The 25615-nt window shown below is 39.6% G+C and carries 22 protein-coding genes and 1 tRNA gene; 11 read left to right on the top strand and 12 right to left on the bottom strand.

Annotated elements, in window-relative coordinates; genetic code table 11:
* Nucleotides 1–208 precede the first annotated feature (208 nt).
* A complete protein-coding gene (locus tag BM291_RS08880; RefSeq protein WP_092896406.1) occupies nt 209–2470 on the bottom strand; it encodes an aconitate hydratase in 2262 nt (753 codons plus the stop codon).
* Between the two features lie 386 nt (nt 2471–2856).
* Between BM291_RS08880 and BM291_RS08875 the strand changes: the two genes are divergently transcribed.
* The gene (locus BM291_RS08875) at nt 2857–4632 is read left to right on the top strand and encodes a sensor histidine kinase (protein WP_092896404.1); all 1776 of its coding nucleotides are present in this window, start codon (nt 2857–2859) and stop codon (nt 4630–4632) included.
* On the opposite strand, the gene BM291_RS08870 is transcribed toward BM291_RS08875, so the two are convergent.
* Nucleotides 4629–5636: an acyl-CoA reductase gene (locus BM291_RS08870; protein WP_092896402.1), complete on the bottom strand. Its 1008-nt coding sequence runs from the start codon at nt 5634–5636 to the stop codon at nt 4629–4631. The genes BM291_RS08875 and BM291_RS08870 overlap by 4 nt on opposite strands.
* Before the next feature lie 139 nt (nt 5637–5775).
* Here BM291_RS08870 and BM291_RS08865 point away from each other — a divergent pair, with 139 nt between their 5' ends.
* The 5 genes from BM291_RS08865 (at nt 5776) to cas6 (ending at nt 9896) form a co-directional block, all read left to right on the top strand.
* A complete protein-coding gene (locus BM291_RS08865) occupies nt 5776–6123 on the top strand; it encodes a 4Fe-4S binding protein (protein ID WP_092896400.1) in 348 nt (115 codons plus the stop codon).
* A 169-nt stretch (nt 6124–6292) separates the two neighbouring features.
* The gene (locus BM291_RS08860; RefSeq protein WP_092896398.1) at nt 6293–6622 is read left to right on the top strand and encodes a DUF3276 family protein; all 330 of its coding nucleotides are present in this window, start codon (nt 6293–6295) and stop codon (nt 6620–6622) included.
* Nucleotides 6623–6711: 89 nt separating this feature from the next.
* Nucleotides 6712–7797: an AI-2E family transporter gene (locus BM291_RS08855; protein ID WP_092896396.1), complete on the top strand. Its 1086-nt coding sequence runs from the start codon at nt 6712–6714 to the stop codon at nt 7795–7797.
* 7 nt (nt 7798–7804) lie between these two features.
* Complete coding sequence (ychF, locus tag BM291_RS08850) at nt 7805–8902, top strand: redox-regulated ATPase YchF (RefSeq protein ID WP_092896394.1); 1098 nt, start codon at nt 7805–7807, stop codon at nt 8900–8902.
* Between the two features lie 97 nt (nt 8903–8999).
* Nucleotides 9000–9896 carry a CRISPR-associated endoribonuclease Cas6 gene (gene cas6 / locus BM291_RS08845; RefSeq protein WP_092896392.1) on the top strand — a complete coding sequence of 299 codons (897 nt, stop codon included), beginning with the start codon at nt 9000–9002 and terminating at the stop codon, nt 9894–9896.
* Between the two features lie 116 nt (nt 9897–10012).
* Here the strand turns inward: cas6 and BM291_RS08840 are convergent, their stop codons facing one another.
* Nucleotides 10013–10501: a hypothetical protein gene (locus BM291_RS08840; protein ID WP_092896390.1), complete on the bottom strand. Its 489-nt coding sequence runs from the start codon at nt 10499–10501 to the stop codon at nt 10013–10015.
* 26 nt (nt 10502–10527) lie between these two features.
* The gene (locus BM291_RS08835) at nt 10528–11631 is read right to left on the bottom strand and encodes a ferredoxin--NADP reductase (protein WP_092896388.1); all 1104 of its coding nucleotides are present in this window, start codon (nt 11629–11631) and stop codon (nt 10528–10530) included.
* Nucleotides 11632–11850: 219 nt separating this feature from the next.
* On the opposite strand from BM291_RS08835, the gene purB reads away from it, so the two are divergent.
* Nucleotides 11851–13194: an adenylosuccinate lyase gene (purB, locus tag BM291_RS08830; protein WP_092896386.1), complete on the top strand. Its 1344-nt coding sequence runs from the start codon at nt 11851–11853 to the stop codon at nt 13192–13194.
* Nucleotides 13195–13499: 305 nt separating this feature from the next.
* Nucleotides 13500–13631 carry a hypothetical protein gene (locus tag BM291_RS22390; protein ID WP_262481213.1) on the top strand — a complete coding sequence of 44 codons (132 nt, stop codon included), beginning with the start codon at nt 13500–13502 and terminating at the stop codon, nt 13629–13631.
* 16 nt (nt 13632–13647) lie between these two features.
* Here the strand turns inward: BM291_RS22390 and ctlX are convergent, their stop codons facing one another.
* On the bottom strand, nt 13648–14592 hold the full coding sequence (gene ctlX, locus BM291_RS08825) for a citrulline utilization hydrolase CtlX (protein ID WP_092896384.1): 945 nt from the start codon (nt 14590–14592) through the stop codon (nt 13648–13650).
* On the bottom strand, nt 14592–15455 hold the full coding sequence (locus BM291_RS08820) for a hypothetical protein (RefSeq protein WP_092896382.1): 864 nt from the start codon (nt 15453–15455) through the stop codon (nt 14592–14594). The genes ctlX and BM291_RS08820 overlap by 1 nt, the downstream gene beginning before the upstream one ends.
* Nucleotides 15456–15565: 110 nt before the next feature.
* Here BM291_RS08820 and BM291_RS08815 point away from each other — a divergent pair, with 110 nt between their 5' ends.
* On the top strand, nt 15566–15988 hold the full coding sequence (locus BM291_RS08815) for a hypothetical protein (RefSeq protein ID WP_092896380.1): 423 nt from the start codon (nt 15566–15568) through the stop codon (nt 15986–15988).
* Between the two features lie 49 nt (nt 15989–16037).
* Here BM291_RS08815 and BM291_RS08810 read toward each other — a convergent pair whose 3' ends face one another.
* Genes BM291_RS08810 through BM291_RS08800 form a run of 3 tightly spaced genes read right to left on the bottom strand, consistent with a single transcriptional unit; the run spans nt 16038 to nt 20142 of the window.
* Nucleotides 16038–18323 (bottom strand): xanthine dehydrogenase family protein molybdopterin-binding subunit, encoded by a 2286-nt coding sequence (locus tag BM291_RS08810; RefSeq protein ID WP_092896378.1) that lies wholly within the window; start codon nt 18321–18323, stop codon nt 16038–16040.
* A 26-nt stretch (nt 18324–18349) separates the two neighbouring features.
* Nucleotides 18350–18808 carry a (2Fe-2S)-binding protein gene (locus BM291_RS08805; RefSeq protein ID WP_092896376.1) on the bottom strand — a complete coding sequence of 153 codons (459 nt, stop codon included), beginning with the start codon at nt 18806–18808 and terminating at the stop codon, nt 18350–18352.
* A 44-nt stretch (nt 18809–18852) separates the two neighbouring features.
* A complete protein-coding gene (locus tag BM291_RS08800; RefSeq protein WP_092896374.1) occupies nt 18853–20142 on the bottom strand; it encodes a Gfo/Idh/MocA family protein in 1290 nt (429 codons plus the stop codon).
* A 259-nt stretch (nt 20143–20401) separates the two neighbouring features.
* Between BM291_RS08800 and BM291_RS08795 the strand changes: the two genes are divergently transcribed.
* Nucleotides 20402–20475 (top strand) — tRNA-Asn (locus BM291_RS08795).
* Between the two features lie 331 nt (nt 20476–20806).
* Here the strand turns inward: BM291_RS08795 and BM291_RS08790 are convergent.
* Nucleotides 20807–22345, bottom strand: coding sequence for an NAD(P)/FAD-dependent oxidoreductase (locus tag BM291_RS08790; protein WP_092896372.1), 1539 nt, complete (start codon nt 22343–22345; stop codon nt 20807–20809).
* A gap of 63 nt (nt 22346–22408) precedes the next feature.
* A complete protein-coding gene (locus BM291_RS08785; protein WP_092896370.1) occupies nt 22409–23377 on the bottom strand; it encodes a glycosyltransferase family 2 protein in 969 nt (322 codons plus the stop codon).
* A gap of 164 nt (nt 23378–23541) precedes the next feature.
* Between BM291_RS08785 and BM291_RS08780 the strand changes: the two genes are divergently transcribed.
* Entirely contained in the window at nt 23542–24393 is an 852-nt protein-coding gene (locus tag BM291_RS08780; protein WP_092896368.1) for a glycosyltransferase family 2 protein, read from the top strand.
* Between the two features lie 6 nt (nt 24394–24399).
* Here the strand turns inward: BM291_RS08780 and BM291_RS08775 are convergent, their stop codons facing one another.
* The gene (locus BM291_RS08775) at nt 24400–25611 is read right to left on the bottom strand and encodes a glycosyltransferase family 4 protein (RefSeq protein ID WP_092896366.1); all 1212 of its coding nucleotides are present in this window, start codon (nt 25609–25611) and stop codon (nt 24400–24402) included.
* Nucleotides 25612–25615: the final 4 nt, after the last annotated feature.

Raw genomic sequence — 25615 nt, 5'->3', positions numbered from 1 at the left:
TGACTTAAAACATAAATAGTTGTACTCTTAAAAAAATAAGGAGTGTGAAGTATATAGAATCGTTTTATTTAAAAACCATTATGCCACACGGGTCATTTACATCTAAGACAAACTCTGGAAAAAAAATACTGAATTAACTCCTAAATAAATTTTAGGCAAAAAAAAGCCGTAACGAAATCGCTACGGCTTGTACTCAAACTCTTATATCTTATGCTTTCGCTTTGATCAAATTAAGTGCTGATCCAGCTTTAAACCATTCTATTTGACCTTCATTGTAAGTATGATTCACTTGTATAGTATCCGAAGTACCATCTGCGTGATTTAACACAACTTGAAGTTGTTTACCTGGAGCAAATGTAGTCAAGCCTACGATATCAATTGAATCATTTTCCTGAACCAAATCATAATCAGCAGGATTAGCGAAAGTCAATCCAAGCATTCCCTGCTTCTTCAAGTTAGTTTCGTGGATTCTAGCAAAAGACTTCACCAAGATAGCACGTACTCCTAGGAAACGTGGCTCCATTGCAGCATGCTCTCTTGAAGACCCTTCTCCATAATTCTCATCACCAACTACGATAGAACCTACTCCATTAGCTTTATAATCACGTTGTGTAGCCGGAACTTCACCATAAGCACCTGTCAATTGATTCTTCACTGAGTTAGTAGCATCTGTGTAAGAATTAACAGCTCCTATAAGCATGTTGTTAGAGATATTATCCAAGTGCCCTCTGTATCTCAACCATGGTCCAGCCATAGAGATGTGATCCGTGGTACACTTACCTTTTGCCTTGATCAGAAGTTTAAGACCTTTCAGATCTGTTCCTTCCCAAGCCTTAAATGAATCTAACAATTGTAGACGATCAGATGTAGGGCTTACCACAATAGTAACTCCAGAACCATCTTCCGCTGGCTGCTGATACCCAGCATCCTCTACTGCAAAACCTTTTGCAGGCAGCTCAAGTCCACTTGGCTCATCCAACATCACAGATACGCCATCTTCGTTGATTAGGCTATCCGTCATAGGATTGAAAGTCAAATCACCCGCAATTGCCAATGCCGTCACGATCTCAGGAGAAGCTACAAACGAGTGCGTGTTTGGATTACCATCCGCACGCTTCGCAAAGTTTCTGTTGAAAGAAGTGATGATTGAGTTTTTCTCTTGCTTCTCAGCTCCATGACGAGCCCACTGACCGATACAAGGTCCACAAGCGTTTGCAAGAACTACACCACCCATTTGACCAAAAGTATCCAAGAAACCGTCTCTATCGACAGTGAATCTTACCTGCTCAGATCCTGGAGTGATTGTATATTCAGATTTTGCTACTAGTTTTTTATCAACTGCCTGCTGTGCTAGTGAAGCAGCTCTTGAGATATCTTCGTAGGAAGAGTTGGTACAAGATCCGATCAAACCAACTTCCAATTTTGCTGGCCAGCCGTTTTCTTTCACAGCAGCAGCGAATTTAGAAATAGGCCAAGCCAAATCTGGAGTGAATGGTCCATTCACGTGTGGCTCCAATTCAGAAAGGTTAATCTCAATTACCTCATCGAAGTAAGTAGCAGGATTAGCATAAACCTCATCATCACCAGTAAGGTGCTCAGCGATTCCATTTGCTAATTCAGCCACGTCAGCTCTTTCTGTAGAACTCAAGTAAGCTGCAGATTTCTCATCGTAACCAAAGATCGAAGTAGTTGCTCCGATTTCAGCTCCCATGTTACAGATAGTGCCTTTTCCAGTAGCTGAAAGAGATCTAGCGCCATCGCCGAAATATTCAACAATTGCACCTGTGCCACCTTTTACAGTTAGGATGCCAGCTACTTTCAAGATTACATCTTTTGCAGATGTCCAGCCAGAAAGCTTTCCGGTAAGTTTGATACCAATTAGTTTAGGGAATTTCAGTTCCCAAGGAAGGCCAGCCATTACATCACATGCATCAGCTCCACCTACTCCGATTGCTACCATTCCAAGTCCACCAGCATTTGGTGTATGAGAATCGGTACCGATCATCATTCCGCCTGGGAAAGAATAGTTTTCCAACACGACCTGGTGAATGATACCTGCTCCTGGCTTCCAGAAGCCAAGTCCATATTTATTAGAAACAGAAGCTAAGAAATCATAAACTTCTCTGTTTTTATCTTTTGCTTTGATCAAATCCTGATCCGCTCCTACTTCAGCCTGAATCAAGTGATCACAGTGAACAGTAGAAGGTACTGCCACTTGGTTCTTACCAGCTTGCATAAACTGTAGCAAAGCCATTTGAGCAGTAGCATCTTGCATCGCAACCCTATCTGGCTGAAAATCAACGTAAGAAACACCTCTGCCGTATGCCTGTGAAGCGGCACCTTCGCTCAAGTGAGCGTAAAGAATCTTTTCTGTCAAAGTAAGTGGACGTCCCACAGCCTTGCGGGCTGCTTCGATACGCTCAGGGTATCTGGCATACACTTTCTTGATCATTTCAATATCAAAAGCCATTGTATAGGGAATTTTATGGTAAAATGTTCGGTATTTTCGTGTGCAAATATAGAACTATAGGTTAATAATCAGTAACCAAATCCAGACAACAAAGGTGCCTTTTCCTTATTTAAAACCATTTTACCTTTATCTGCTAACCTGAGACTTCCGTAAACGCGTGTCTAGCATTTGAATCAATAGATAAGGATAGCTGGATATTCTCCCTTCTATTCACACATCAATTGTTCTTTACTACATTGATATTTTGTACCAAAACTCTAAAAAAGCACACTTTTTCTAGTCGCTTAAAAACATTTACTTTTTTAGGTCTGAGATATCTGCTATAATTATAGCCTGATTAGACTTCTTTGTTTCAAAAGCCTCAAATCATCAGCCCACAAACTTAAATGGAGTTCGTACTCAATCCATTTTCTATTACACTTTTGCTCTCTGGATTACTGGTTGGAGCGCTTTCCCTATACATCATTTTCAAAGTAGAAGGTCCTATTCGATGGATTGCAATTACGATGCTATGTGCTAGTATTTGGGGATTTTTCTATGGCTTAGAACTCAGCGTCTCTGCGAAAGAAACGATGATGGTATTCGTCAAACTTCAATACTTAGGAATAGCCTTCATCGGAGCATTCTGGATAATATTTAGCTTAAAGTACACTAGCTATAAATCCAAAAACTATGGGCTCCTTATTTCTCTTATCCTCTTTATACCCATCCTGACCTATTTGATCGTCTTGACAAATGAGCAGCATGATGTGTTTTACACCTCCTTTGAGGTGGTTAATCTAGGCCCATTCCCTACTGCAAAAATCGAAACAGGACCATGGTATTATATCAACATGGCCTATATCTACTTTGCTTTTGCATGTGGCAACCTGATCATCTGGAAGAGATTCCGATTCTCTGATCAGCTATTCAAAACTCAGACTAGGCTGATGCTATTGGCGGGACTATTCCCCTTGATCTTCAATATTTTCTACCAATCACATATTTTCAGACCATTTCAAGTTATTGATTTAACACCATTCGCATTTTTACTTTCTTACCTCATCATCGGCTTTGCTATTCTTAATTATCAGCTTTTTAATATCAAACCTATTGCTCGAAATAAGATCATGGAGGCAATCACCAAAGGTGTCTTGGTACTTGATTCAGAAACAAAAATAGTAGACTTTAACCCAGCTTTTTTGGATTTCGCTAATAGTTCCAGAGAAGTTAAAGTCACCGTCAAAGCAGAAATAATTTTCAAATCAAGGGTAGATATTCTTGAGCTCATCTCCATAGGAAAGGCAAACATAATTGAGAGTAAATTCCAATTACAGGAGAAAATAAAAATCTTTCAAATTGAAGCAATACCATTGGTGGGACGAAAATCAGCTAATAATGGATTAGTCTTACTATTTGACGACATCACTGAGCAAAAAACTATAACCGAGAAACTGGAAACCCAAGCCCTCGAACTCCAACAACTAAACGACCTCAAAGACAAATACTTCAGCATAATTTCTCATGATCTGAAAGGCCCAATATTCGGCGTCAAGGAACTGATACACATGACCAATTCTGGACTAGTGTCACAGGAAGAATTTATGGAAATGCTTCCTGAGGTCTCTAGAAATATGGAGCAAGTGGCATTGTTACTTGAAAACCTATTGGCATGGTCTAGTTCTCAGCTAAAAGGTGGAGAAGTAGTACAGATACAAGAATTTGATATCCACAACACATTAATTCAACAAAAGAGTATTTTAGAAAGAATAGCCAGCGAAAAGAAAATTGAAATTTTGATAGATCCTCAAGCCAAATCTACCGCAATGGCTGATAAAAACATGGTTGAACTAGTCGTGAGGAATCTTATCAACAACGCTATAAAATTCTCTGAACGAGGAAGTAAAATCAAAATTTCAACTCATGATGAGCTTGGCTTGGTAATCATTTGCATAGAAGATAGAGGCAAAGGAATGTCTGACTTAAGCCTCAAAAAAATCAAAAGTGGGATATCCTTTACCACGACTGGCCAAAACAATGAATCAGGAACTGGCTTAGGGTTAATATTAGTGAAAGAATATATACACAAAAACAATGGCCAACTGGAGGTGACCTCCGAAGAAGGAAAGGGGAGCAAATTCTGTATCAAATTACCTGCAGTAGCCCTGAGGAATAATCCTTAGGAAAGCTCAAGCAGAAAGGCCATTGTATCTACGCCATCAGCATATTCCCAAGGCTCAGGATTTTGAGCTGTTCCAAATGGCACTTTTTCATCTCCATTCCCCACTACACATTGAATCTTTGGCTCAAGCTCCTGCAGCTTTTCGTTCAACAACTCTATGCTCTCATATACTTCATAGAAAAGCACGGAAATCGGAGATACCAAGGCCTCACTTTCTTTCAAAAGCAGAAAACCGTTATCTAGATGATCTTCTAAATTCACCAGATAGATCGATTTATTGTAATCGTAATTATTATGGTATTTGTGATGAGAGCTTATAGGTGAATAGACCTCCAATGCTCCTAGCAAATCCTGCAGTTGATTCTTAGATTTTACATAAATCTTAGAGACATTTCTACAACCCAGTCCATAATATTGGAAGATATCTTTACCAAGATTGATATAATCCTCAGTACTCTCCTCTCCAGTCAATACCGCTACTGAAGTTCTATTTTGACGAATGACGTGCGGATATTTACCGAAATAATAATTGAAATAGCGAGAAGAATTATCACTGCCTGTAGCAATATAGGCGTCCATTCCTTTCAACATTTCGGCTACACGAATCTGAGATTCCATCCTCGGGTCTATTTCGATCAGCTTTTTGATGAGCCATTTCATCACAACCTCATCAGAAGAACTCAATTTGATCACAACTTGATGACCAGACAAGAGAACGCACATCATATCATGAAAACCCACTGCAGGAATATTCCCTGCCATCATCAATCCTATGGATTGGGGATTTTCCACTTCTTTCAACTCATATATAGAAAGCCAAGCATCCAATTTCTCTTCGGAAAGCATTATTGAAATACCTTCAAGTGCGGACTCTACAGAAGCTTTGGTGAACCAATTATTATTGTTCTCTGCTCTCCAGAGCAATTCATCTTTTTCTTCTGGATTTAAGTCCTGTATTGCTTTCCCAAGTTTGACAAATACGGAAATACGTTCTGCTGGCTTCATGTTTTTGAATTATTGAGGCAAATTTAGCTTTTTTGAAAAGAAGCATCCTTAGAATCGAATTAAATTAGTTAGTATGACAACTTTTTTATTGCCTCACAGTTTTAAGGTTGTTACTTTTGATCTTTAAATAATTGAAGTTATGGCTATAATGATTACTGACGAATGCATCAATTGCGGTGCATGCGAACCAGAATGTCCAAACACTGCCATCTACGAAGGTGGAGTTGAGTGGACTTGGGGTGGCGGTACTAGTTTGAATGAAGTTACTTTAGAAGACGGTACAGTCGTAGATGGGAATGAGAAGCAAGATCCTGTATCGGATGAATTCTACTATATCGTAACCGATAAATGCACCGAATGCAACGGCTTTCATGAGGAGCCTCAATGTGCGGCTGTATGTCCAGTAGATTGCTGTGTGGATGATCCCGATCACCGTGAATCAGAAGAAGCTTTATTAGCCAAAAAGGCGATGATGCATGGTGAGTAAGCTTTCCTAATAAGTCAGGATCTTTATTTTCACACCTATTTTCTTATTATACGGTTTTGATAAAGGCAGCTTTGCTAAAATAATTAGGCTTTGGACTTGAATTCTCGAAGCTAATTGTTTTATCTTGGGTTGTATTTTAAACAACCTTATACTCATAACATTTAGAATTGTGGACGATCAAAGAGGCTATGACAGAGAGGAGATTTTCTCTAAGAAAGTAAAAGCAGGTAAGAGAACGTATTTTTTCGATGTAAAATCAACTCGTTCAAATGACTATTACCTGACCATAACGGAAAGTAAGAGAAAAGTAAACGGAGATAACTTTACCTACGAAAAGCATAAAATCTTCCTTTACAAGGAGGATTTCTTCAAATTTGTGGAAGCACTCAACGAATCTGTTGATCATGTGAAAAATGAGCTTCTTCCGGATGTTGATTTTGAACAATACGAAAAAGAAGAATCAGAGTCAGAGTATAATGACGAATTGAAGTGGGAATAATTCAGCTAGATTGATCAGATATCTAGTTTCAAAATAGAGAAATAGTATATTAGAGGAGACAGTAATGTCTCCTTTTCTTATTTTAGAATATGCAGCGTTTTTTCATTTATCTCATTTTATTCACCGCAGTTTTTCTGCTTTTCGGCTGGTATTTTTCCAATATCACGCTTTACCTAGTCATTTCTTTAATACTAGCAGCACTGCTACGCCCACTTACTAACCGACTAAATGACTTCCACTTATTAGGTCAGCATATTCCACGATGGTCCGCAATTCTGCTTTCCTATTCAGCGATCGTGCTTTTGATGGTATTACTTAGCTTTCTGTTTTTCCCGCTGATTAATAATCAGATTATTATATTAAGCGAATTGGATTTAAATGGAATCTACGAGCAAATTCAAATACCTGTAACTAGAGTTGAAGGGTTTCTTTTCAGACATGAGTTACTGGAAACAGAACCTGGGTATTTATTTGGTAGTTTGAAATCCAGCATGATCGAAATGATCAAAGGATTTGATTTCACTAGCTTTATAGGCGGAGTAATAAACACTACAAGCAGCCTATTTATAGGCACCATGGCTATTGCTTTTATTAGCTTTTTCTTGCTGTTGGAAAATGGGCTTCTGAGAAGGAATCTTCTTAATCTAATCCCAAACCCCTATTTTGAACTATCAGTAGCAACCTTTACTAAGGTAGAAAAACTACTTTCTAATTATCTATCGGGGCTTTTACTTCAAATGCTGGCTATCTTCTCTTTAGCAAGTTTTGGTCTCACCGTCATGGGGGTAGAATATGCGCTGACCATTGCGCTTTTTGCAGCTGTAGCCAACCTCATTCCTTATGCAGGCCCTTTACTTGGTGCCACTTTCGGTATCATAGTCGGGATTTCATCAGGTAGTTTTGAGACAAACAGCGAATTAAATTACCTTATCATCAAGATACTTTCCGTATTTGGGCTGGTTCAGATCACGGATAATATATTTCTTCAGCCTATGATTTTTTCTAAATCAGTGAAAGCGCATCCCCTTGAAATATTTGTTGTTATCTTTGCCGGGGCAAAAATCGCAGGCGTAGTCGGGATGATTTTTGCAATACCACTTTACACCATCTTTAGAGTTTTCATTTTGGAGTTCTACAAGGGGTATAAATCTTACAGAATATTTAAAATAAAATAACGAATTAATGGCATTACAATGTGGCATTGTAGGACTTCCAAACGTAGGAAAATCCACTCTGTTTAACGCCCTATCCAGTGCGAAAGCTGAAGCAGCTAATTTTCCTTTTTGCACTATAGAACCTAATGTGGGTGTAGTTACCGTTCCCGACAAGAGACTTCAGATCCTTGAAGAGCTTGTCAATCCTCATCGTGTTCTTCCGACCGTGATTGAATTTGTGGATATCGCTGGACTAGTAAAAGGTGCGAGCAAAGGTGAGGGCCTTGGAAATAAATTTCTTGCAAATATCCGCGAGGTAGATGCAGTGATCCATGTGATCAGGTGCTTTGACGATGACAACATCGTCCACGTAGCTGGTGGTGTAGACCCGATTTTCGACAAGGAAGTAATTGACACTGAACTTCAATTGAAAGATTTGGAGTCTGTGGAAAAGAAAATTCAGAAGTCTGAGAAGATCGCCAAATCCGGAGATGCTAAAGCAAAGAAAGAGCTTGAAACACTTTTACTATTCAAGCAAGCACTGGTAGACGGTAAAAACGCTAGATCTGTAGATGTAGATAAGGAAGAGCTTGAGGCTGTTCGTGACCTACATTTATTGACGATCAAGCCTGTGATCTATGTAGCCAATGTGGACGAAAACAGTTTGCAAACTGGCAACAAGCACGTAGACAAGCTGAAAGAAGAAGTGAAGGATGAAAACGCTGAAGTAATCATCCTGTGCGCGGCTATCGAAGAACAAATCGCAGAATTCGAAGATCCTGAAGAGAAGGAAATGTTCCTTGGAGAATACGGACTGGAAGAAAGCGGATTGAACAAATTGATCAGTGGTGCGTATTCTTTATTAGACTTGATTACTTATTTCACAGCTGGAGTGCAGGAGGTTAGAGCTTGGACAATCAAAAAAGGTTGGAAAGCACCAGCCGCTGCAGGAGTAATTCACACAGATTTTGAAAGAGGTTTTATCAAAGCTGAAGTAATAAAACTAGCTGAATATCAGAAATTCAAAACTGAAGCAGCGTGCCGAGAAAATGGAAAAATTGCTATTGAAGGCAAAGAGTACATTGTCCAGGATGGTGACATTATGCATTTTAGATTTAATGTATAACAATTTCTCAAAAAAAATGATAATTTTGTAAGTGCGTATTCACCCCAAGCGTTACAATTTTATCTTATTTATTGTCTCATTTTATTTTTAATTTACCGTGAGAGTTAGACTAATATTTTCCCTAAAAAACAAGGGTTCCTATTTACCTTTTCATCATCAGTATATACTGGCGCAATTCCTTAAAGGATTAATTGTGAAAGGTGGAAGAGAAGAGTTTTACAACTACAACTATTTCAATTTTTCTGGCTTGAAGGGCCAGACTAAAGTTAGTAGAAGTGGATTGCATTACTATTCCAGTTTGGTAACCCTAGTGTTGTCTTCCCAAAGTGAAGACTTCATGGACTATCTGTTAGAGCAGGTTTTTGCCACCCCAAAAATCGAGCTTGGCAATTTAATAATGGTTCCAGAATACACTGAAATCGAAGTAGAACCAGTTTTGGAGACTTCAAACAAGTTTGTTTGTATCTCCCCATTGGTATTGATCACTCCTGCATTTAATGAGGAAGCTGGAAAGCGTTTTATTAGCCCGGATAGCGATGAGTTCTCCGATCTACTATATGAATCTACGCTTACTCGAATGGAGCGTTCAGGCTGGTATACACCTGAGCAAATGGAAACATTCTACAAGTTCCAAGTGGTTCCAGACATGGTTTATGTAAATAAGCTTAAGGAAGCACAGAAGAAATTTGCAAGAATCTATGCCGTTTACGACATGGATGTGAAATACGAAGTGAGAGGCTATACGCTACCAATCACATTATACGCTGCACCTGAGGTTCAGGACTTCGTATTCAAATGTGGTTTGGGGGCATTTACTCACAAAGGTTTTGGTATGCTGGACTTGGCTAATCACCCAACAGGTCCAAGAACTACTACCTACAAATTCAAAAGAGAAGGGTTTGTTCCTTACAAGCCAAGTGAGCGTATTCGAGAGAACGTCGCTCCACCTGCAGAAGAGGACAAAGAATCACCTGCTTCTACAGAAGAATCATAAAATTGAAAAACGCCGGCTCATATCAAGCTGGCGTTTTTCGTTATATGGAAAAGAAATCCTTTCCAGCAATTCATGCTTAGTAAGGCAAAGAATTAATGCTGCTGAAACTTCCACAATCAATCTGGTCTCGAGGCTAATCTGATTATTTCAGCATCTTCCTTAGAAAGTTTAAACAAAGTTTTAATCCGATCAGGAGTCGGCTTTGCTATAGAAAAGAAGAAAAGTGCGCCTGCAAAAATAAAATTGTAAATCGCTGAGCCGAAAAAAAGCAAACCAACTGAGCAAATCAACGCAACCACGAAGAGGATCAAATACCGTTCACGCGTAGCATTCGCATAGATTTTAAGCTTTACTAGCAAATCCTCCGTCAAAAAAACAGCCTTCACTTTCTTGCGAAAAAGCAAGTATTGAACTACTAGAAGGCCAATTCCAGCACTAGACAAAATTTGCCCTACCAAGGATGGCAATTCTGGGAGGTTCCAAGTTAATTTCCCGGAAGATTGATACAAGTAAATCATCCCAAAAATGGGTAATACCAGTACTAATAGAATCAATATAAGTTGATCAAGGTTTTTGTAAACCTTCCTGAATTCCTGAATTTCCAAAATAAGAGTTTTATAAGTTGCCTGAATTACTCAATCGTCACCTTGACATCATCTGTCAATGGATGCGACACGCAGCATAGCACGTAGCCAGCCTCAATTTCATTCGGGCTCAACCCTGCATCCTCGTCCATCTTGACTTTACCACTAAGCAATCTGCCTCTACAAGCAGTACATAGACCACTTTGACAACTGTAAGGCATATTTAAATCCTGAGCAAGTCCGGCTTCAAGGATAGTCTTATCCGGAGACACCGTTACAGCATACTCTTCTCCCTCTAGAATCACTTTAACATCTCTAGTCAACAATCCACCCGTGATGCCGTGTGCTGCGTCGTCATGCGCTTTGTCTGCAGCAGCTGAATAGAAGCTTTCACGATGTACTTTCTCACTAGGAACTCCCAACTCATCCAATATAGAAACCACATTATCCATGATACCTTCTGGTCCACATGCAAAGTACTCCTTATCGAATTCCGGTTCTGATTCAGCTTTTTTGGCAAACTCAAGAATAGTCTCTTTGGTCACACGTCCTTTGAGACCAGTCCAAGCTTCACTCGGTTGACTCAAATTATGAATCACTTCAAGTCTATCTGTATTTTTCTCTACTAAAGATTCTAATTCCTTCTTGAAAATAATTTGCTCTTCATTTCGGCTACAGTAAAGCAAAGACACCTTGGAATTTGGCTCGTTTACCAAGACAGACTTCAAAATCCCCATGATAGGTGTAATACCACTACCTGCAGCCACTAGGAAGAAATGCTTTCTATTTTTGGAATGAAAATCAGTTGTAAAATTACCCAAAGGCTTAAGCACGTTGATTGTTTTCCCAGGGAAAACTCGCTCATTCAAAAAATTGGAAAATTTGCCTTTGGGAACACGCTTAACAGAAATCCCAGGAAATGGATCTACATATGGAGAAGTACAAAGGCTATAAGATCTACGCTGCTCCTTGCCTTCAAAATCCATCACAAGCGTCAAAAACTGACCTGGCTTATAATCAAGAAACGGCTTTGGCTGCTCAAAATACAAAGTGACTGTATCTGCCGTTTCCTTCACTACCTCCCTCACTTTCAGCGGTAAATACTGTGACGCCTTTACCTCTTCCTTCTTTTTCTTAAATATATTGAACATTCCTGATCTGAGCTTTTATCTGTTTAAACGGTTGCAAAATTAACCCGCTAAGTCAAATATTCTGGCTTGTAACTGATTATTTGTAAATCTTAACTTAGATAATATCAAGCTAGTTCGAATTAATTGAATGTTATTTCCTGAATTAGGTGATTCAAAACCCAAGTTTTGGCTTCAAAAAATTAACTTTGCACCTTCCTAAAACCAAATTGATTAAAAGAGATGGAATTAAACGCATTGACCGCAGTGACCTCTGTAGATGGACGCTATGCTGGCAAAACAGCTCCGTTAAGAGCATATTTTTCTGAATTTGCCCTTATCAAATACCGTGTTCATGTAGAAGTAGAATACTTCATTGCGCTCTGCGAACTTCCATTGCCGCAACTAAAGGGTTTTGATAAAAGCCTTTTTGAGAATCTTAGAGCTATAGTTTCTGACTTTTCGCTAACTGATTTTGATACAATCAAAGCCACCGAGAAAATCACTAATCATGATGTGAAGGCCGTGGAATATTTCTTGAAAGAGAAATTTGATGCACTAGGATTAGAGGCTCACAAGGAATTCATACACTTCGGACTGACATCTCAGGACATCAATAATACGGCTACGCCATTGATGCTGAAAGAAGGTCTCAATGAAGTCATCTTGCCTCAACTAGATGCTGTAATTGATAGACTTCAATTTCTAGCTACCGAATGGAAGGACATCCCCATGCTGGCAAAAACGCACGGACAGCCCGCCTCTCCCACTCGCTTAGGAAAGGAAATCGAAGTCTTTGTAGTTCGTCTTCAAAAGCAACTTATACTACTAAATCATATTCCTTACTCTGCGAAATTTGGCGGTGCCACAGGCAATATGAACGCACATCATGTAGCATATCCAGCTTACGAGTGGAATGAGTTTGCTTTTAAGTTTGTCGGAGAATATCTAGGCCTGGAAAGAAGCTATCCTACTACACAGATTGAGCATTATGATAATTTGGCTGCTGTATTTGATGGATTGAAAAGAATCAATACAATCCTGCTGGATCTCTCTAAAGATGTTTGGCAGTACGTTGCGATGAATTATTTCAAGCAGAAAATCAAAGCTGGCGAGATTGGCTCTTCAGCAATGCCACATAAAGTCAATCCGATAGACTTCGAGAACGCCGAAGGGAATTTGGGTATCGCGAATGCTTTGTTAGAGCATTTAGCTGCAAAACTCCCTGTTTCAAGATTGCAGCGAGATTTGACCGACAGTACTGTATTAAGAATCATCGGTGTACCACTTGGACATATGTTGATTTCTTTTGAATCCTTAATAAAAGGTCTTGGTAAGTTAGAACTTAACGAAGCTGCTATCCATGCAGATTTGGAAGAAAACTGGGCTGTAGTGGCTGAAGCTATTCAAACTGTACTGAGAAGAGAAGGCTTTCCAAAACCTTACGAAGCACTTAAAGATCTTACCAGAACTAATACCAAAATCACCGAAAAATCTATCTCAGAATTCATCTCTAATCTTCCAATTTCAGAGGAATTGAAAGCTGAGTTGAGCGTGATTTCTCCATTCAACTATACAGGGATTTAAGCGCGGGTAAGCTTCTAGAATATTTCACTCCATTTGGGCTAATAGGATTAAGAATTGCAATCACTTCTTAATCCTATTAGCCCTTTTTATTATAAAGCTCATTAAAAGCGCTTTACACTCAATAAACTTAATTGACGCTGAGTTTTCAGGTGAAACCCATCAAGTAGGAGTTCAAATACAATTTAAGAGCTATAGGATTGCATTATTATTAGAAAAAAGCATTATTTTACTTTCATAAAATTAAAAAAGCATTTCAAATACAATAGAATGCTTGTAAATATTTTAACCTTTAAATAAAAAGTAAAATGGCAGGTAAAAAGATAATCAAACCGACAGATCAAGCTACAAACTCAACTACAGAGGCTATTAAAAGCATTACAGATCTAAATAATTTGGAGATGGAAAGAAAAAAGAAAGTAGATCCGATTGTGGAATAACATTTCAAGTTTACACTTAAAAACTTTCATCGAAAGGTAAAAAAATCTCTGCCATCATACAGCGAGCACTTCCACCTCCCAATTTTTCGATGGTGGGAATAGAAGGGCTGATGATGGTGGAGTATTTTTCTATAAGTTGAATCTGGCCAATATTCAGTGAATCAAGGGCTGTTTCAGACATTATGGTAAATTTTTCTCCCCCCTCATTACCTACCTCTAGCATATTTCCCGCAAAGTGAAACTTTTGTTTAGGAGTAATAGGCACTACCTTTTTACCGGCTTGGGTCAAGCTTTTTTGCACCAATTGCTTTTCTGAAGCTTTTGAAATACTATCTAAACATACCACTGCCAACTCAGAACCAATATGCATCATCACGTTGGTATGGTAAATCGGAGCAGATACACCATTAATCTCTTGCGCAGCTCGAAATCCAACTACTTTGTATCCAAGGAGCTTACCTACATAATCTAAAGGGATTTGATGTGTACGCTCCGAGTAGCAGGCAAAAATTGTTTTGGACTGATGATCCAGTACTATACTTCCAGTGCCCTCCAAATACTGCTCATCTTCTTCGAAAAAGCTTAAGTCTATAATGTCATCAACTTTAAACTTGCGCTTCATCAAATTCTCGATCAATTCCTTTCTTCGCTCCAGCCTTCTATTAGGAGAAAACATGGGATACAAAATCAACTTTCCGTCAGGATGTGTGCTAAACCAATTGTTAGGAAATACTGCATCTGGCTTGATTGGGTCAGAAGTATCGTCCTCTACGAGCACATTGACACCCTGATCTCTCAGCATCGCCACAAAGCCATCAAATTCTTTTTGGGCTAGCAGACTGATTTCACCCGCAGATCTACTATCTGGTAATTGATAAAAGTTATTCTCCGCAGTTTCAGGATTAAAGCCAAAATTCGCCGGCCGAACCATCAACACAGTAGTGGAAGTCTGCATAAGAATTATTTGGCTGTGTATTTATACAATACCGGCTCCAAATCAAATCGTTTTTCGCTTAGTGTATAGAATGCTTTCCCATTAGGTAAAAATCCAATTGCTTCTCCCTGAGGTTCTGGAGAGTAAGGCAATTCTTTAGGTTTTCTACTCATTGCCTGAACAACAGATTCACCAGGATTTCTCTTCCAAAAATATATTGTAAGGTAGTTTTTTACTAGAATTTGACTACCATCAGCAGAGATATCAGCCGCAGTAGCACTTGTTAATGGAAGTTTGATCAATTCTTCAAGTTCTGCTTCACTACTTCCAAATTTACCTGCAGCTAAGCGATAAAGCGTATTTAGACTATCCCGTTTTGAAATAATGAAGATATCGCCAGAGGTTGGATCAACCATCAATGACTCTGCATCTCTAGCTCCTCCTGGATACTTAAGTATGGTCCTCTCTGGAGTAATCTGGGCGGTAGAATTATGGACACTTGGCTCAGGAATTCGATAAAGCACTATTTCTTCATGAACGGCATTGTTATCTCCTATCTCTCCAATATAGATATAAAACTTACCATCTACCCCTGGACCTATGGCTATATCCTCCCAATCCCTATTTTGCGTACCGAGGAGTTCGATTTTCCCTACATTATTCCCTAAGGAGTCCAACACATAAACGGCAGCTTCTCCTCCACTATCGTTGTGAACGTATATCAAACCTTGAATATTTCTGCTACATGCCATTCCAGAAATCTCATCAAGTCCATCGTCATTCAGGGTCGCAACTGCAATTCCTTCACCAAAACTGGTAACAACTTCTTCCTGAGCACTAACACAAGAAACTAAAAAAAACAAGAGTAAGACTACTATAGGAGTTTTCATGGGAACGCTTTGAATACAGGTTAAAAGTAAATAAAATGCTTAGCAGACGTACTATCTATTCAGCTCTTAATAGGTTATTTTTATATTAGCAAACATCTATAAAGTTGAAAATGGATCCAATACTTAAGAAAATGACTTGGAAGGAGGGGATGAATATTCAACTATGGAATATCCCTTCTGAATTAAAGGAATTGATTTCTACATGGGAAAAAGATGGCTTAATCAACCCTGAAGCTAAGCCCGATTTCATGGTAGCATTTGTTCAGACTGAGGAAGAAGTGATGCAGTATTTCTTTGAAATGCAGGCAAAGGCCCCGGATGATCAGCAACTATGGATGGCTTATCCAAAAGGCACATCGAAGAGATATAAAGCAAAGATTAATCGCGATTTCGGTTGGAAATATTTAGGAGAGTTTGACTATGAAGGCGTTCGTCAGATTGCCATAAATGAGGATTGGTCCGCGCTCAGATTTCGAAATAAAAAGCATATTAAGACACTCACAAGGAGATTCAGTGTGAAAGATCAAAAGTAAAAAGACTCAACTCCAATTGATAAAATGAAGTTGAGTCTTCCTATCTGAATTAAACTTTGAAGGGTAATTTATAGATCCTTTTTCCATTCATTTGGTACATGGCATTTGCCAATGCCGGAATAAATGGAGGAACAGGAGGCTCTCCTACTCCTGTAGGTTTTATTTGACTTTCTATAATATGCACATGGATATTTTTGGGGGAAGCTGGCATTCTAATGATCTGATAGGTATCAAAGTTGTTTTGCTGAACCTGTCCCTTATCAAAAGTGATTTTGGAAGTTGTCGCTAAACTGGTCGCAAATTGAGAACCACCCTCAAACTGAGATCTGATTCGATCTGTATTGACCGCAACTCCGCAATCCACCACATAATACACATCTGAAATAGTGTTGTTTCCATCGGACCCTTTTTCCAACATCACCACACAGGCTACATAGGTCAGAAAGCTTTTATGAGCTGCAAAGCCCATGATTTTCCCATTAGCTTTATTGTCCGACCAATTCGACGTTTCCGCAACTTTTCTGATGACATTTTTCATCCTTCCCGTATTCCAAGGATAATCTTCTATTTTCTCTCCATAGTTCCCAAACTCACCACTTGTCATTTCAGATTGAAAGGTAATATCTCTATCCACCCCCAAAAGTTCAATTGCATTTTCTATGGGATCTTTGCCTCTTGCCTCCGCTATTTCATCCATCATAGAATGTATGGCAAAAGCATGGTGGATATTGCTCACCGATCGCAGCCATCCAACTCTTGTGTTCCCAGTGGACTCATGGGATTCTATCCTAATGTTTGGCACATCAAAAGGAAAATCAACACAGCCTAACTCCAATTCCCCATCAGAAGGATGTAATTCCTCTTTGCTGCCGGTGGATCCGATCGCTGGAAAAACAGTATGATGGTTCCAGCCTGTTAGATTTCCAGTTGCATCCAAACTCGCTTCGATACGCTGCGCACTATGGGAATGGAAAAAGTCAAAGTGCAGATCATCTTCACGTGTCCATTGAACTCGAACGGGCGCTTTGGCAGCTTTTGACAGCAAGGCCGCCTCTACGATAAAATCAGGTTTGGATTTTCTTCCAAAACCTCCACCTAATAAGGTTACATTTATTCTGACATTGGCGATATCAGCACCAATAGCAGCAGCTACCGCTCCTCTTGCCCATTGCGGGTGCTGACTTGGTGCCCACACTTCACAGGAACCATCTTCTTTCACATCAGCTATTGCTGCCGGCGGCTCTATAGTTGCGTGTGCATAAAATGGAGCCTCATAGGTTCTTTCTAGAGATTTAGATGCTGATTTACTTGCCTTGTCAAAGTCTCCTCTTTCTCTTCTTATTTTCCCATTTCCTTTTGTGCTCTTTAGCATTTCTGTCTGCTGCTGATCAGAATTGTAATTCTGGTTTTCTCCCAAATCCCACTCTATCTCCAATGCTTCCCGACCTTTGATCGCCGACCAAGTAGAATCAGCAATTACTGCTATGCCCTCCAAAGCCTTATCCAAACCAGGAGGAAAACCTGAGCCTTCAATTTTCACTACCTGAACTACCCCAGGAACAGCTAAAGCATTTTTATCATTGTATGAAATAACTTTGGCTCCAATGACTGGGCTCCTCTTTACTACTGCAATTTTCATATTGGGCAGATTCACATCTGCTCCAAATACGGCTTTGCCACAGGCTATATCTTTAAGATCATAGATGGGCACATCAGTGCCTATTAGTTTATAATTAGAAAAGTTCTTCAATTTCACACTCGCGGGATCTGGCATTGGAGCATCTTTCAGCTTACCTACCAAGTCACCAAAACTAACCTTCTTCCCGTTTCCTGAATGTATCACCATACCATCTTGCGTGTCACATTCGGAAGCTTCTACACCCCATTCGGAAGCAGCTGCCGCAATCAACATGTACCTCGCAGTAGCTCCAGCTTTGCGCATTGGCTCATAGAACATCCGAATAGAGAAGGAGCCATCTGTGTTCTGATTACCATATTTCTCCTCATCTCCTTCTGCCTGAATAATCTTGATTTTAGACCAATCTGCCCCTAACTCATCAGCAACGATCTGCGGAAGTGAAGTTCGGATACCGGTTCCCATCTCAGATCGGTGGGCAACCAAGGTCACCTCATTTTCTGAATTGATACTTATATATACATTCGGCGCAAAAGTTACCGATTCTCCCTTAGGCCCCGAACATTGGAAACTCACCCCTAATAGGAGTCCTCCCGAAGCCAATGAGCCTAGTTTTAAAAAATCTCTTCGTGAAGCCAGGAATATCTTACTCTGATCTTCTCTTTTACCTTTTTTGAGAAATGGAATATTTGGAAGCATAGGTATAGTGGGTTTGATTAGAAAAATTAAAGAGATTTGGAAGCGGTCACGATAGCTTCTTTGATACGGTTATAGGTGCCACAACGACACAAGTTCCCCGCCATTCCCTGTTCTATTTCTTCATCAGTAGGGGTCGGGTTAGCTGTAAGTAGTGCTGCAGCATTCATGATCTGTCCAGATTGACAGTAGCCGCACTGAGGTACGTTATGCTGCACCCAAGCTTTTTGGACTGGATGATCACAACCCTCCGAAAGCCCTTCAATAGTGGTGATTTTGCCTTCGCCCACGGAAGATACCGGAAGTGAGCACGAACGAATAGCAACACCATCCAAATGAACAGTGCAAGCGCCACATAGCGCCTGACCACAGCCAAATTTGGTCCCCTTCATGCCTAGCAAATCCCTGATTACCCACAAAAGTGGCATATCCTCCATTGCTTCTACTTCTTTATTTCCGCCATTGACGGTCAGTGTGTATTTAGCCATTACTTTCAGATTTATATTCTAATCAATTTACCCTTTTTGTTTTATCAAGCTCCTATTAGATTCCACTTATCTCTATATGGCCTGAACAGTAACTGATTGGCAGCGTCATTATTCTTGAAAAGCTCTTTTTTAGCATCCCACTTCAATTCCTCTTTGAGGCGGAAAGATATAAGTGCTAAATGCATAGGCATGGTCATGCTACGTGCGTACTCCAAATAGGATTCAGGTTGTGTACGGGATTTCACAGCATCGATGAAGTTTTGCTGATGTCCCGGAGAGCGAACAATCGTCTTTGGTATTTCTGGAATATCATTCATGACCTTGCCATCAATCCTGATTTCACGACTGGAATAGTCACAAACCAAAGTACCCTTACTCCCTTCAAAATAGGCTCCAATTCCCTTTCCGGCTGCACCAGGAACATCGGGCGGTATAGATGTCCAATGAAGGTCAAGTTTTTTAAATTTAAAATCCACATCGATCCATTTAGGAGTATCCCCAACCCCATCCGAACTCTCCCCGTTTGCTTTTATCTTTTTAAGTCCCGACGGCTCCATAGACCACCAAACTATATCTGCTATATGACACCAGAAATCTTGAAAAACTCCACCGGAATATTCCATGAAGTAACGGTAGTTGAAATGGCATTTTTCTGGAGCATATTCTGAAAAAGGCGCAGGACCTAACCACATATCCCAATTCAAATTAGAAGGAGGTTTCTGATAAGTTAAGGCTGGAATAACTGGAGGCTCTCCACTTTTCCAAAGCCGAACTGTCTTGATTTTTCCCAACACCCCAGATTTGATGATTTCGGCAACACGATGGTAATTATCTCCCGCATGAATCTGGTTACCGAGTTGAAAGATCTGATTTGTTTGATTTTGCGAAGCTAACATCAGCTTGCCTTCATGCTGAGAGTATGAAAGTGGCTTTTCGCTGTATACGTCCTTACCTGCCTGGAAAGCTAATATGGTAATCTGCGCATGCCAGTGATCAGGTGTTGCGATAGTAACTGCATCAATATCTTGCCTATCTAACACATGTCGGAAATCTGTAAACACTTCAGCTTTGGTAGTAGGATGGACTTTTTTAAGCTGTAGCAGAGCTTCCTTAGCACGATCTTCATCCACATCACAGAGCGCTACTATTTCCACATCAGGTAGGTTGGCAAACCAGTTCAGATGATTAAGTCCCATTCCGCCTAAACCAATGTGGGCAACTCGTATACGATCTGAAGTAGCTGCTCTCAGGCCTTGAAAAGGTAAAAATTGTAAGCCTAAGGCTGTAAGAGCTGAATAACGGACAAAGTCGCGTCTATTTATTGAATTGGACATGAATAATGAGTTAGTGGAACAATTGTATTCGCCTATCTCAAGTTACAAATCTTACTGAGTTTTGAGAAATACCCCTTTAATATGTTGAGCTAATAGTTTTTTAGTAAAAAATTGAAAAATTAAGTCTCTGATTTAGAAGACCAAAACTACTAATAGGCCAAAAACCTGGAGTTTTTTAGGATACTAGTTTGGAATAAATGGAATAGCCTCCTACATTTGCATCACCAATTCGGAACAAGCTCCGAATGAAACACAAAATTCCTTCTTAGCTCAGCTGGTTAGAGCATCTGACTGTTAATCAGAGGGTCCTTGGTTCGAGCCCAAGAGAAGGAGCGTCCAAAACCTGTTAGATTTATTTCTAGCAGGTTTTTTTTTGTGTTTAGTCAATAAAGACATAGGCGCCCTCCTTCTTACAGATAAGTATATTCATCGACTACTCTACACAATTAAGCAATTGAAGCCTGCGACAAAGACTTCCTCTTCGAGGTTTGATTATGAGGATTTCAAATTAATCACAAAAAAAACCGAGGAACAGCATCTGCCTCGGCTTATTAAAATCATTCAAATTCTGCTATTGTTTCATAATAGATATAAGATGATCAATTACTTGACTAAAGGGTAATGAACAAATATTTGCAACGAGAAAATCTTTGAAAAGGTAGTTTTACCCCAAGTACTCATCATCAGAGTTAATCGCCCAGATCTCCCTTTTTGAAGGCTCGCCTTTCTCAAAGAGCTCCACTGCTTTGAAAGCTGTCAACATCGAGTGGTCTTGGTTATTATATTTATGCAGACCATTTCTGCCCATAAGAAATAAATTCTCCTTGGTGTCTAAATATTCAATGACTTGATTAAGGTGATGGTAGCTACCTGAATAAGTAGGATAGGCTTTAGGACAGCGAACTACTTTTCCAGACAGATATTCTCCTTCTTCCAAGATCCCAATTATAGCGAGTTCTTTCAAAGCAAATTTGATCACATCTTGATCTGAAGAGTCCCAAAGTTCATCATGTTGCTGGCAGAAATATTCTGCTCCTATCCAAACCGTATCAGCTGATGTCATATAAGGACTCCAATTATTGAAAATCTGAAGTCTTCCTACCTTGACATTCCCTTCCTGGATGTACAACCAATTATCTTTAATCAATTTACCTTTCTCCTGTTCCAGTTTGAGTTTCTTAAGCTCCAACCCCACAATCATAAAATCTCTATATTCTAATTGCTCAGCTATTTCTGCTATTTCTGATGGGACTTCTGCTTGTAGGGACTCAAACAAGTTTTTAATCGGCATGGTACTAAAAACAGCATCACATTTCAGCTCGACTTCATTGGCGGGTTCTAAGGTTGAAAAATAGCTTACCTTATTTACCAATCCATCCTCTATATGAAGTTTAGTCAATCTAGACTGAAAGAGAATTTCTACACCAGCATCCTGACAAGAATCTGCTACCTTCTCCCACAACATACCAGGACCTTTTGCTGGATATAAGAACTTCTCAATCAATGATCGAGTATTTTCTTTTCTGGCACTTCTCGGGACAAAGATTTTCTTAACGCTATGCTTGACCAAATCCCTCACCTTCAAACTTTTGATGCGCTGCCGGCCCCACTCAGAACTCAAATCTGTACAGGCCTTTCCCCAGACCTTTTCAGTATAATCTTTAAAAAACGTTAGGTATAGCTCTTTACCAAAATTATTGATGAAGAAATCCTCCAAATTATGCTCCTCTTTTATAGGAAACAATCTTGCATGAGCTATGCCTTTTACAATCCTTAGTGATTTGAAAACCCCCAAATTGAGTAGCAATTGAATATTTATTTTCAATGGATAATCAAAAAGCTTTTTATTAAAGTAAATCCTGGATTTTCTCTTCCGAACTAGCATGGAATTTTCCGAATTTTTCTGGATAAGATTATCTAGGTCTTGCGTTTCAGAATGATAGCCAATCTTAAGATGGTGGGTAGTATCCAATATCGGGAGAAACTTCATCCACCATTTCAACACTTTTTCTGATTTTGAAAAGAATCGATGTCCTCCTATATCGATCAAGTTTCCTTGATGATTCACTGTTTTACTAATTCCGCCGACTTGATCATCGGCTTCCAGTACTGTAATATGGTATTTTCCAGTTTGTGACAATTCGTAGGCAGCAGTCAATCCCGCAGGACCTGCACCTATAATTACAATCTTCTTTTTATTCATTAATATAATAATTCAACGCGTGCTTTTTAATGCTATCATCGTTAAGTCAAAAGGTGATTAAGACTATATATCCTTCTTGAAACTGAAAACCCCAAGAAAGAAACCTGTGAGAGCGAAAATGAAATAAATATGATGTAGGACTAGTACTGAGGGTAGAAAACTAAATTTTCTGGAAGCAAGCCGGTAGAAGCTCAACTGCGTTAAAATAAAAATTAGAATAGTTACTGGAACCAAAGCCCAAAGCCAAGTCCAAGTGAATCCGCAAAGTAACAACCCTAGGGTAAGCAAAGTGAACAACGCACTTGTTTTTTCCAATGAATCAGTATTTAGATGATTTCCTGCTTGATTTCCATGACGATACATTAGGACTGCCCACGGCTTGGCCCTTAAAAAAATATCCGTCCTCATCCAATTATAAAAAGTCCAATTTTTCAGATGTTTCACTTGAATGTCTGCGTCAATACGGATAACATAACCTCGGTTAGCTAGACGAATGCCTAGCTCCACATCCTCAATACTGGGTAAGTCAAAATTTTCATCAAAACCACCTACGTCCTCAAACGCCTTCTTCCTAATGATTGAAAAAGCTCCCCAAAAAACACCTGCTTTATGATGATTTCTTTGATGATGATGGTGATGCAAAATATTGCGGAATTTCGAAACAAAACTAGGTGCAGAAGGGGTATTGTCATAGGACCCAATCAATCCATCCTCTCCGTTCTCACTTAAACTATGTAAGGCTACCGCTAGGGTGTTTCCCTCAATTAATACATCGGAATCCACAAAGGAAATCCAAGTTCCATTTGAGATTTTCACACCATAGTTTCTGCATACTGCAGGACCAGATTTTGGAAAAGGAATAATTCGAACTCGAACATCTTTTTCCCAAGCTTGAAAATAATCGAGGGATTCCCAGCCATCCAGTATAATCACCACCTCAAAATTAGTTAGAGTACTCGCACAGACAGCTTTCAAGCAAGCTACTATTGTCTCATCATTTTTCTTCACAGGGATAATCACACTCAAATCCATCTCGAAAGATATATTGAATAATTTCAATCCATCTACTACTACTTGCTTTCTCCCCCATTTAGGGCAGTTATTTTATGGATTTGAAGTAAAAAATCTTCCATTCTTCCTTCACCTTAAATTATAGTATATTTATATTAGTAATATTGAAGTCATATATAACAAGCATGCCAGCAATAGCTGTAATTATCCCCACCTACAATCGTCCTGATGCCCTCAAGTATTGTCTTGATTCATTAAAAACTCAAACGCTAAACCCATCACTTTGGGAGGTCATTGTGATCAATGATGGAGGCTGTGCTATAGAAGAATTAGGATCAGGCTATGGAGAAAATTTCAGATTTATCAGGCAGGAAAATGCTGGCCCAGCTAACGCAAGAAACTTCGGAGTTTCCCTAGCTAAATCTCAAATCATTACTTTTTTGGATGATGATTGCCAAGCTCAACCCACATGGCTGGAAAACATACTCAACTTCAGCAAGGAAGGAGTGCTTTTAGGTGGAAAGGTAATTAATAGCTACACCGAAAATATATACTCTGAAGGCAGTCAGTTGCTCATAGACTTTTTGTATTCCTATCAACAAAATAGTCCAAACCAATTTTTTACGTCCAATAATTTCTCCTTATACAAATCAGATTTTGATCGATTTGGAGGATTCGATAGCTCTTTCTCCACCTCCGCCGGGGAGGACAGAGAGTTTTGTGTTCGGCTACAGAAAAATGGGATGAATCTAATCTTCAATCCACAAATCCTAATCGAACATCGGCACTTTCTGGACCTTTGGAAGTTCATCAAACTCCACAAAAAATATGGCAAGGCTGCTGTTTTATTTCAAAAATCGGCAAAAGAACAAGACATCAGCATTGACAGAAGACCTAAATTGAATTTCTACAGAAAGCTCTTCTTCTATCCCTTCACTCTGGAACATAAACCCTTCCCTACCAAAATAGCTTTGAGCCTCAGTTTAGCACTTTCTCAATTTTGCGTGGTTTGGGGTTTCCTTGATGGAAGGAGATAAATCGACTTATACTTCTCTAGTCATTTTCGAAAGAAACTCCTCCGGATCTTGCCCAGTATGATCCACATCCCTTTTCCCAACTACACATTCGAGCAACCCATCGATTTCTTCAGAATCCCTTTTTTCTATAACTCGACCTTTACACTGTTGGCCTAGCTTTTCCCAATTAGGAAAATCATCTAGTGCCTCCTGAAGTGCTTTTTGAATAGTTTCTACCTGATGACCTGAAACCACAAATCCTGACTTAGATAGCCAAATAGCTGAATCACCTACTTGGGTCACAAGTGCTGTTCTACCGCATGCCATAGCCTCAATCAAACTGAGCGGAGTTCCTTCTGCCAGACTACACAACACTAATAATTGATGAGTTCGCCAAATTTCACTCACATCGGCAACATGTCCCCCAAAAAAGACCTTTCTCTCCAACCCGTAATAACTGACAAGATCCCTAAGATGCTTTTCATCAGGCCCAGTACCATAAAAAGTAAGTTCAAAATCAAGTCTACTAAACCTCTGGGAAGATAGGGCCTGCAAAAACAAATCTTGTCCCTTGATTGATGTCTCCAAACGTGCCACATAAGCCATTTTTGGAATACCAGATTTGGGATAAGACAGGTTGCTTTCTAAACTGACCTTCAACGGGTTTTGGATGATTCTAGCTCTGGGTATATCCATCGCCAGTTGGCTGCATGCCATCTTATAATTCTGGTAGGACACAAAGAAAAAGCCTTGGCAATCCTCAATCAGACGCCTTCTTGATTCTCTGAACTCTTGATCTACAGACATATCCCATTCCCAATTCCGCTGAGAAATCAGGTAAAATGGCACTTTGTTATCTTTACAATAAGTAATCAGGTAAGATTGATGGTGCAAACAGTGATCAAAGGTTTCTCCACTAGAGATTACGACCACTTCCGGTTTCCATGCTTTTACAGCTCTCCAATCAATTGAGGTTTTGTCCATTCCCAATCGAGACTTAACTTCTGACAACGCTCTGTAGGCAAATGGCTGCTCGTTATAATAGGAAGGTAAAGGTCTCTGATGAAGAATTGCTCCATGCGCTACTAACTCGGCCACATTTGGATTTAGATTCTGATGTGCAAAAACAGACACCATCACCTCGTTGCCTTGGGCTAGACCTTTCATGGCAAGGGATTTCCAGAGCTCTTCACTCCCACCCCAAGGTGCCACATTGATGCTCACAACCAAAATCCGCATTAGC

The sequence above is a fragment of the Algoriphagus aquimarinus genome (assembly GCF_900112005.1).
GTDB classification, from domain to species: Bacteria; Bacteroidota; Bacteroidia; order Cytophagales; family Cyclobacteriaceae; genus Algoriphagus; species Algoriphagus aquimarinus.
The sequence above is the reverse complement of the archived record's forward strand: the minus strand, read 5'-3'. Positions and strand labels throughout refer to the sequence as shown.

Excerpts from the sequence above, each read along its gene's own strand:
- BM291_RS08815 (WP_092896380.1), top strand. The coding sequence starts at position 15,566 with ATGGATCCAATACTTAAGAAAATGACTTGGAAGGAGGGGATGAATATT.
- BM291_RS08835 (WP_092896388.1), bottom strand. The coding sequence starts at position 11,631 with ATGTTCAATATATTTAAGAAAAAGAAGGAAGAGGTAAAGGCGTCACAG.
- BM291_RS08775 (WP_092896366.1), bottom strand. The coding sequence starts at position 25,611 with ATGCGGATTTTGGTTGTGAGCATCAATGTGGCACCTTGGGGTGGGAGT.
- BM291_RS08875 (WP_092896404.1), top strand. The coding sequence starts at position 2,857 with ATGGAGTTCGTACTCAATCCATTTTCTATTACACTTTTGCTCTCTGGA.
- BM291_RS22390 (WP_262481213.1), top strand. The coding sequence starts at position 13,500 with ATGGCAGGTAAAAAGATAATCAAACCGACAGATCAAGCTACAAACTCA.
- BM291_RS08790 (WP_092896372.1), bottom strand. The coding sequence starts at position 22,345 with ATGAATAAAAAGAAGATTGTAATTATAGGTGCAGGTCCTGCGGGATTG.
- BM291_RS08865 (WP_092896400.1), top strand. The coding sequence starts at position 5,776 with ATGGCTATAATGATTACTGACGAATGCATCAATTGCGGTGCATGCGAA.
- BM291_RS08820 (WP_092896382.1), bottom strand. The coding sequence starts at position 15,455 with ATGAAAACTCCTATAGTAGTCTTACTCTTGTTTTTTTTAGTTTCTTGT.
- BM291_RS08805 (WP_092896376.1), bottom strand. The coding sequence starts at position 18,808 with ATGGCTAAATACACACTGACCGTCAATGGCGGAAATAAAGAAGTAGAA.
- BM291_RS08870 (WP_092896402.1), bottom strand. The coding sequence starts at position 5,636 with ATGAAGCCAGCAGAACGTATTTCCGTATTTGTCAAACTTGGGAAAGCA.
- ychF (WP_092896394.1), top strand. The coding sequence starts at position 7,805 with ATGGCATTACAATGTGGCATTGTAGGACTTCCAAACGTAGGAAAATCC.
- BM291_RS08785 (WP_092896370.1), bottom strand. The coding sequence starts at position 23,377 with ATGGATTTGAGTGTGATTATCCCTGTGAAGAAAAATGATGAGACAATA.
- BM291_RS08855 (WP_092896396.1), top strand. The coding sequence starts at position 6,712 with ATGCAGCGTTTTTTCATTTATCTCATTTTATTCACCGCAGTTTTTCTG.
- BM291_RS08880 (WP_092896406.1), bottom strand. The coding sequence starts at position 2,470 with ATGGCTTTTGATATTGAAATGATCAAGAAAGTGTATGCCAGATACCCT.
- BM291_RS08800 (WP_092896374.1), bottom strand. The coding sequence starts at position 20,142 with ATGTCCAATTCAATAAATAGACGCGACTTTGTCCGTTATTCAGCTCTT.
- purB (WP_092896386.1), top strand. The coding sequence starts at position 11,851 with ATGGAATTAAACGCATTGACCGCAGTGACCTCTGTAGATGGACGCTAT.
- BM291_RS08810 (WP_092896378.1), bottom strand. The coding sequence starts at position 18,323 with ATGCTTCCAAATATTCCATTTCTCAAAAAAGGTAAAAGAGAAGATCAG.
- BM291_RS08780 (WP_092896368.1), top strand. The coding sequence starts at position 23,542 with ATGCCAGCAATAGCTGTAATTATCCCCACCTACAATCGTCCTGATGCC.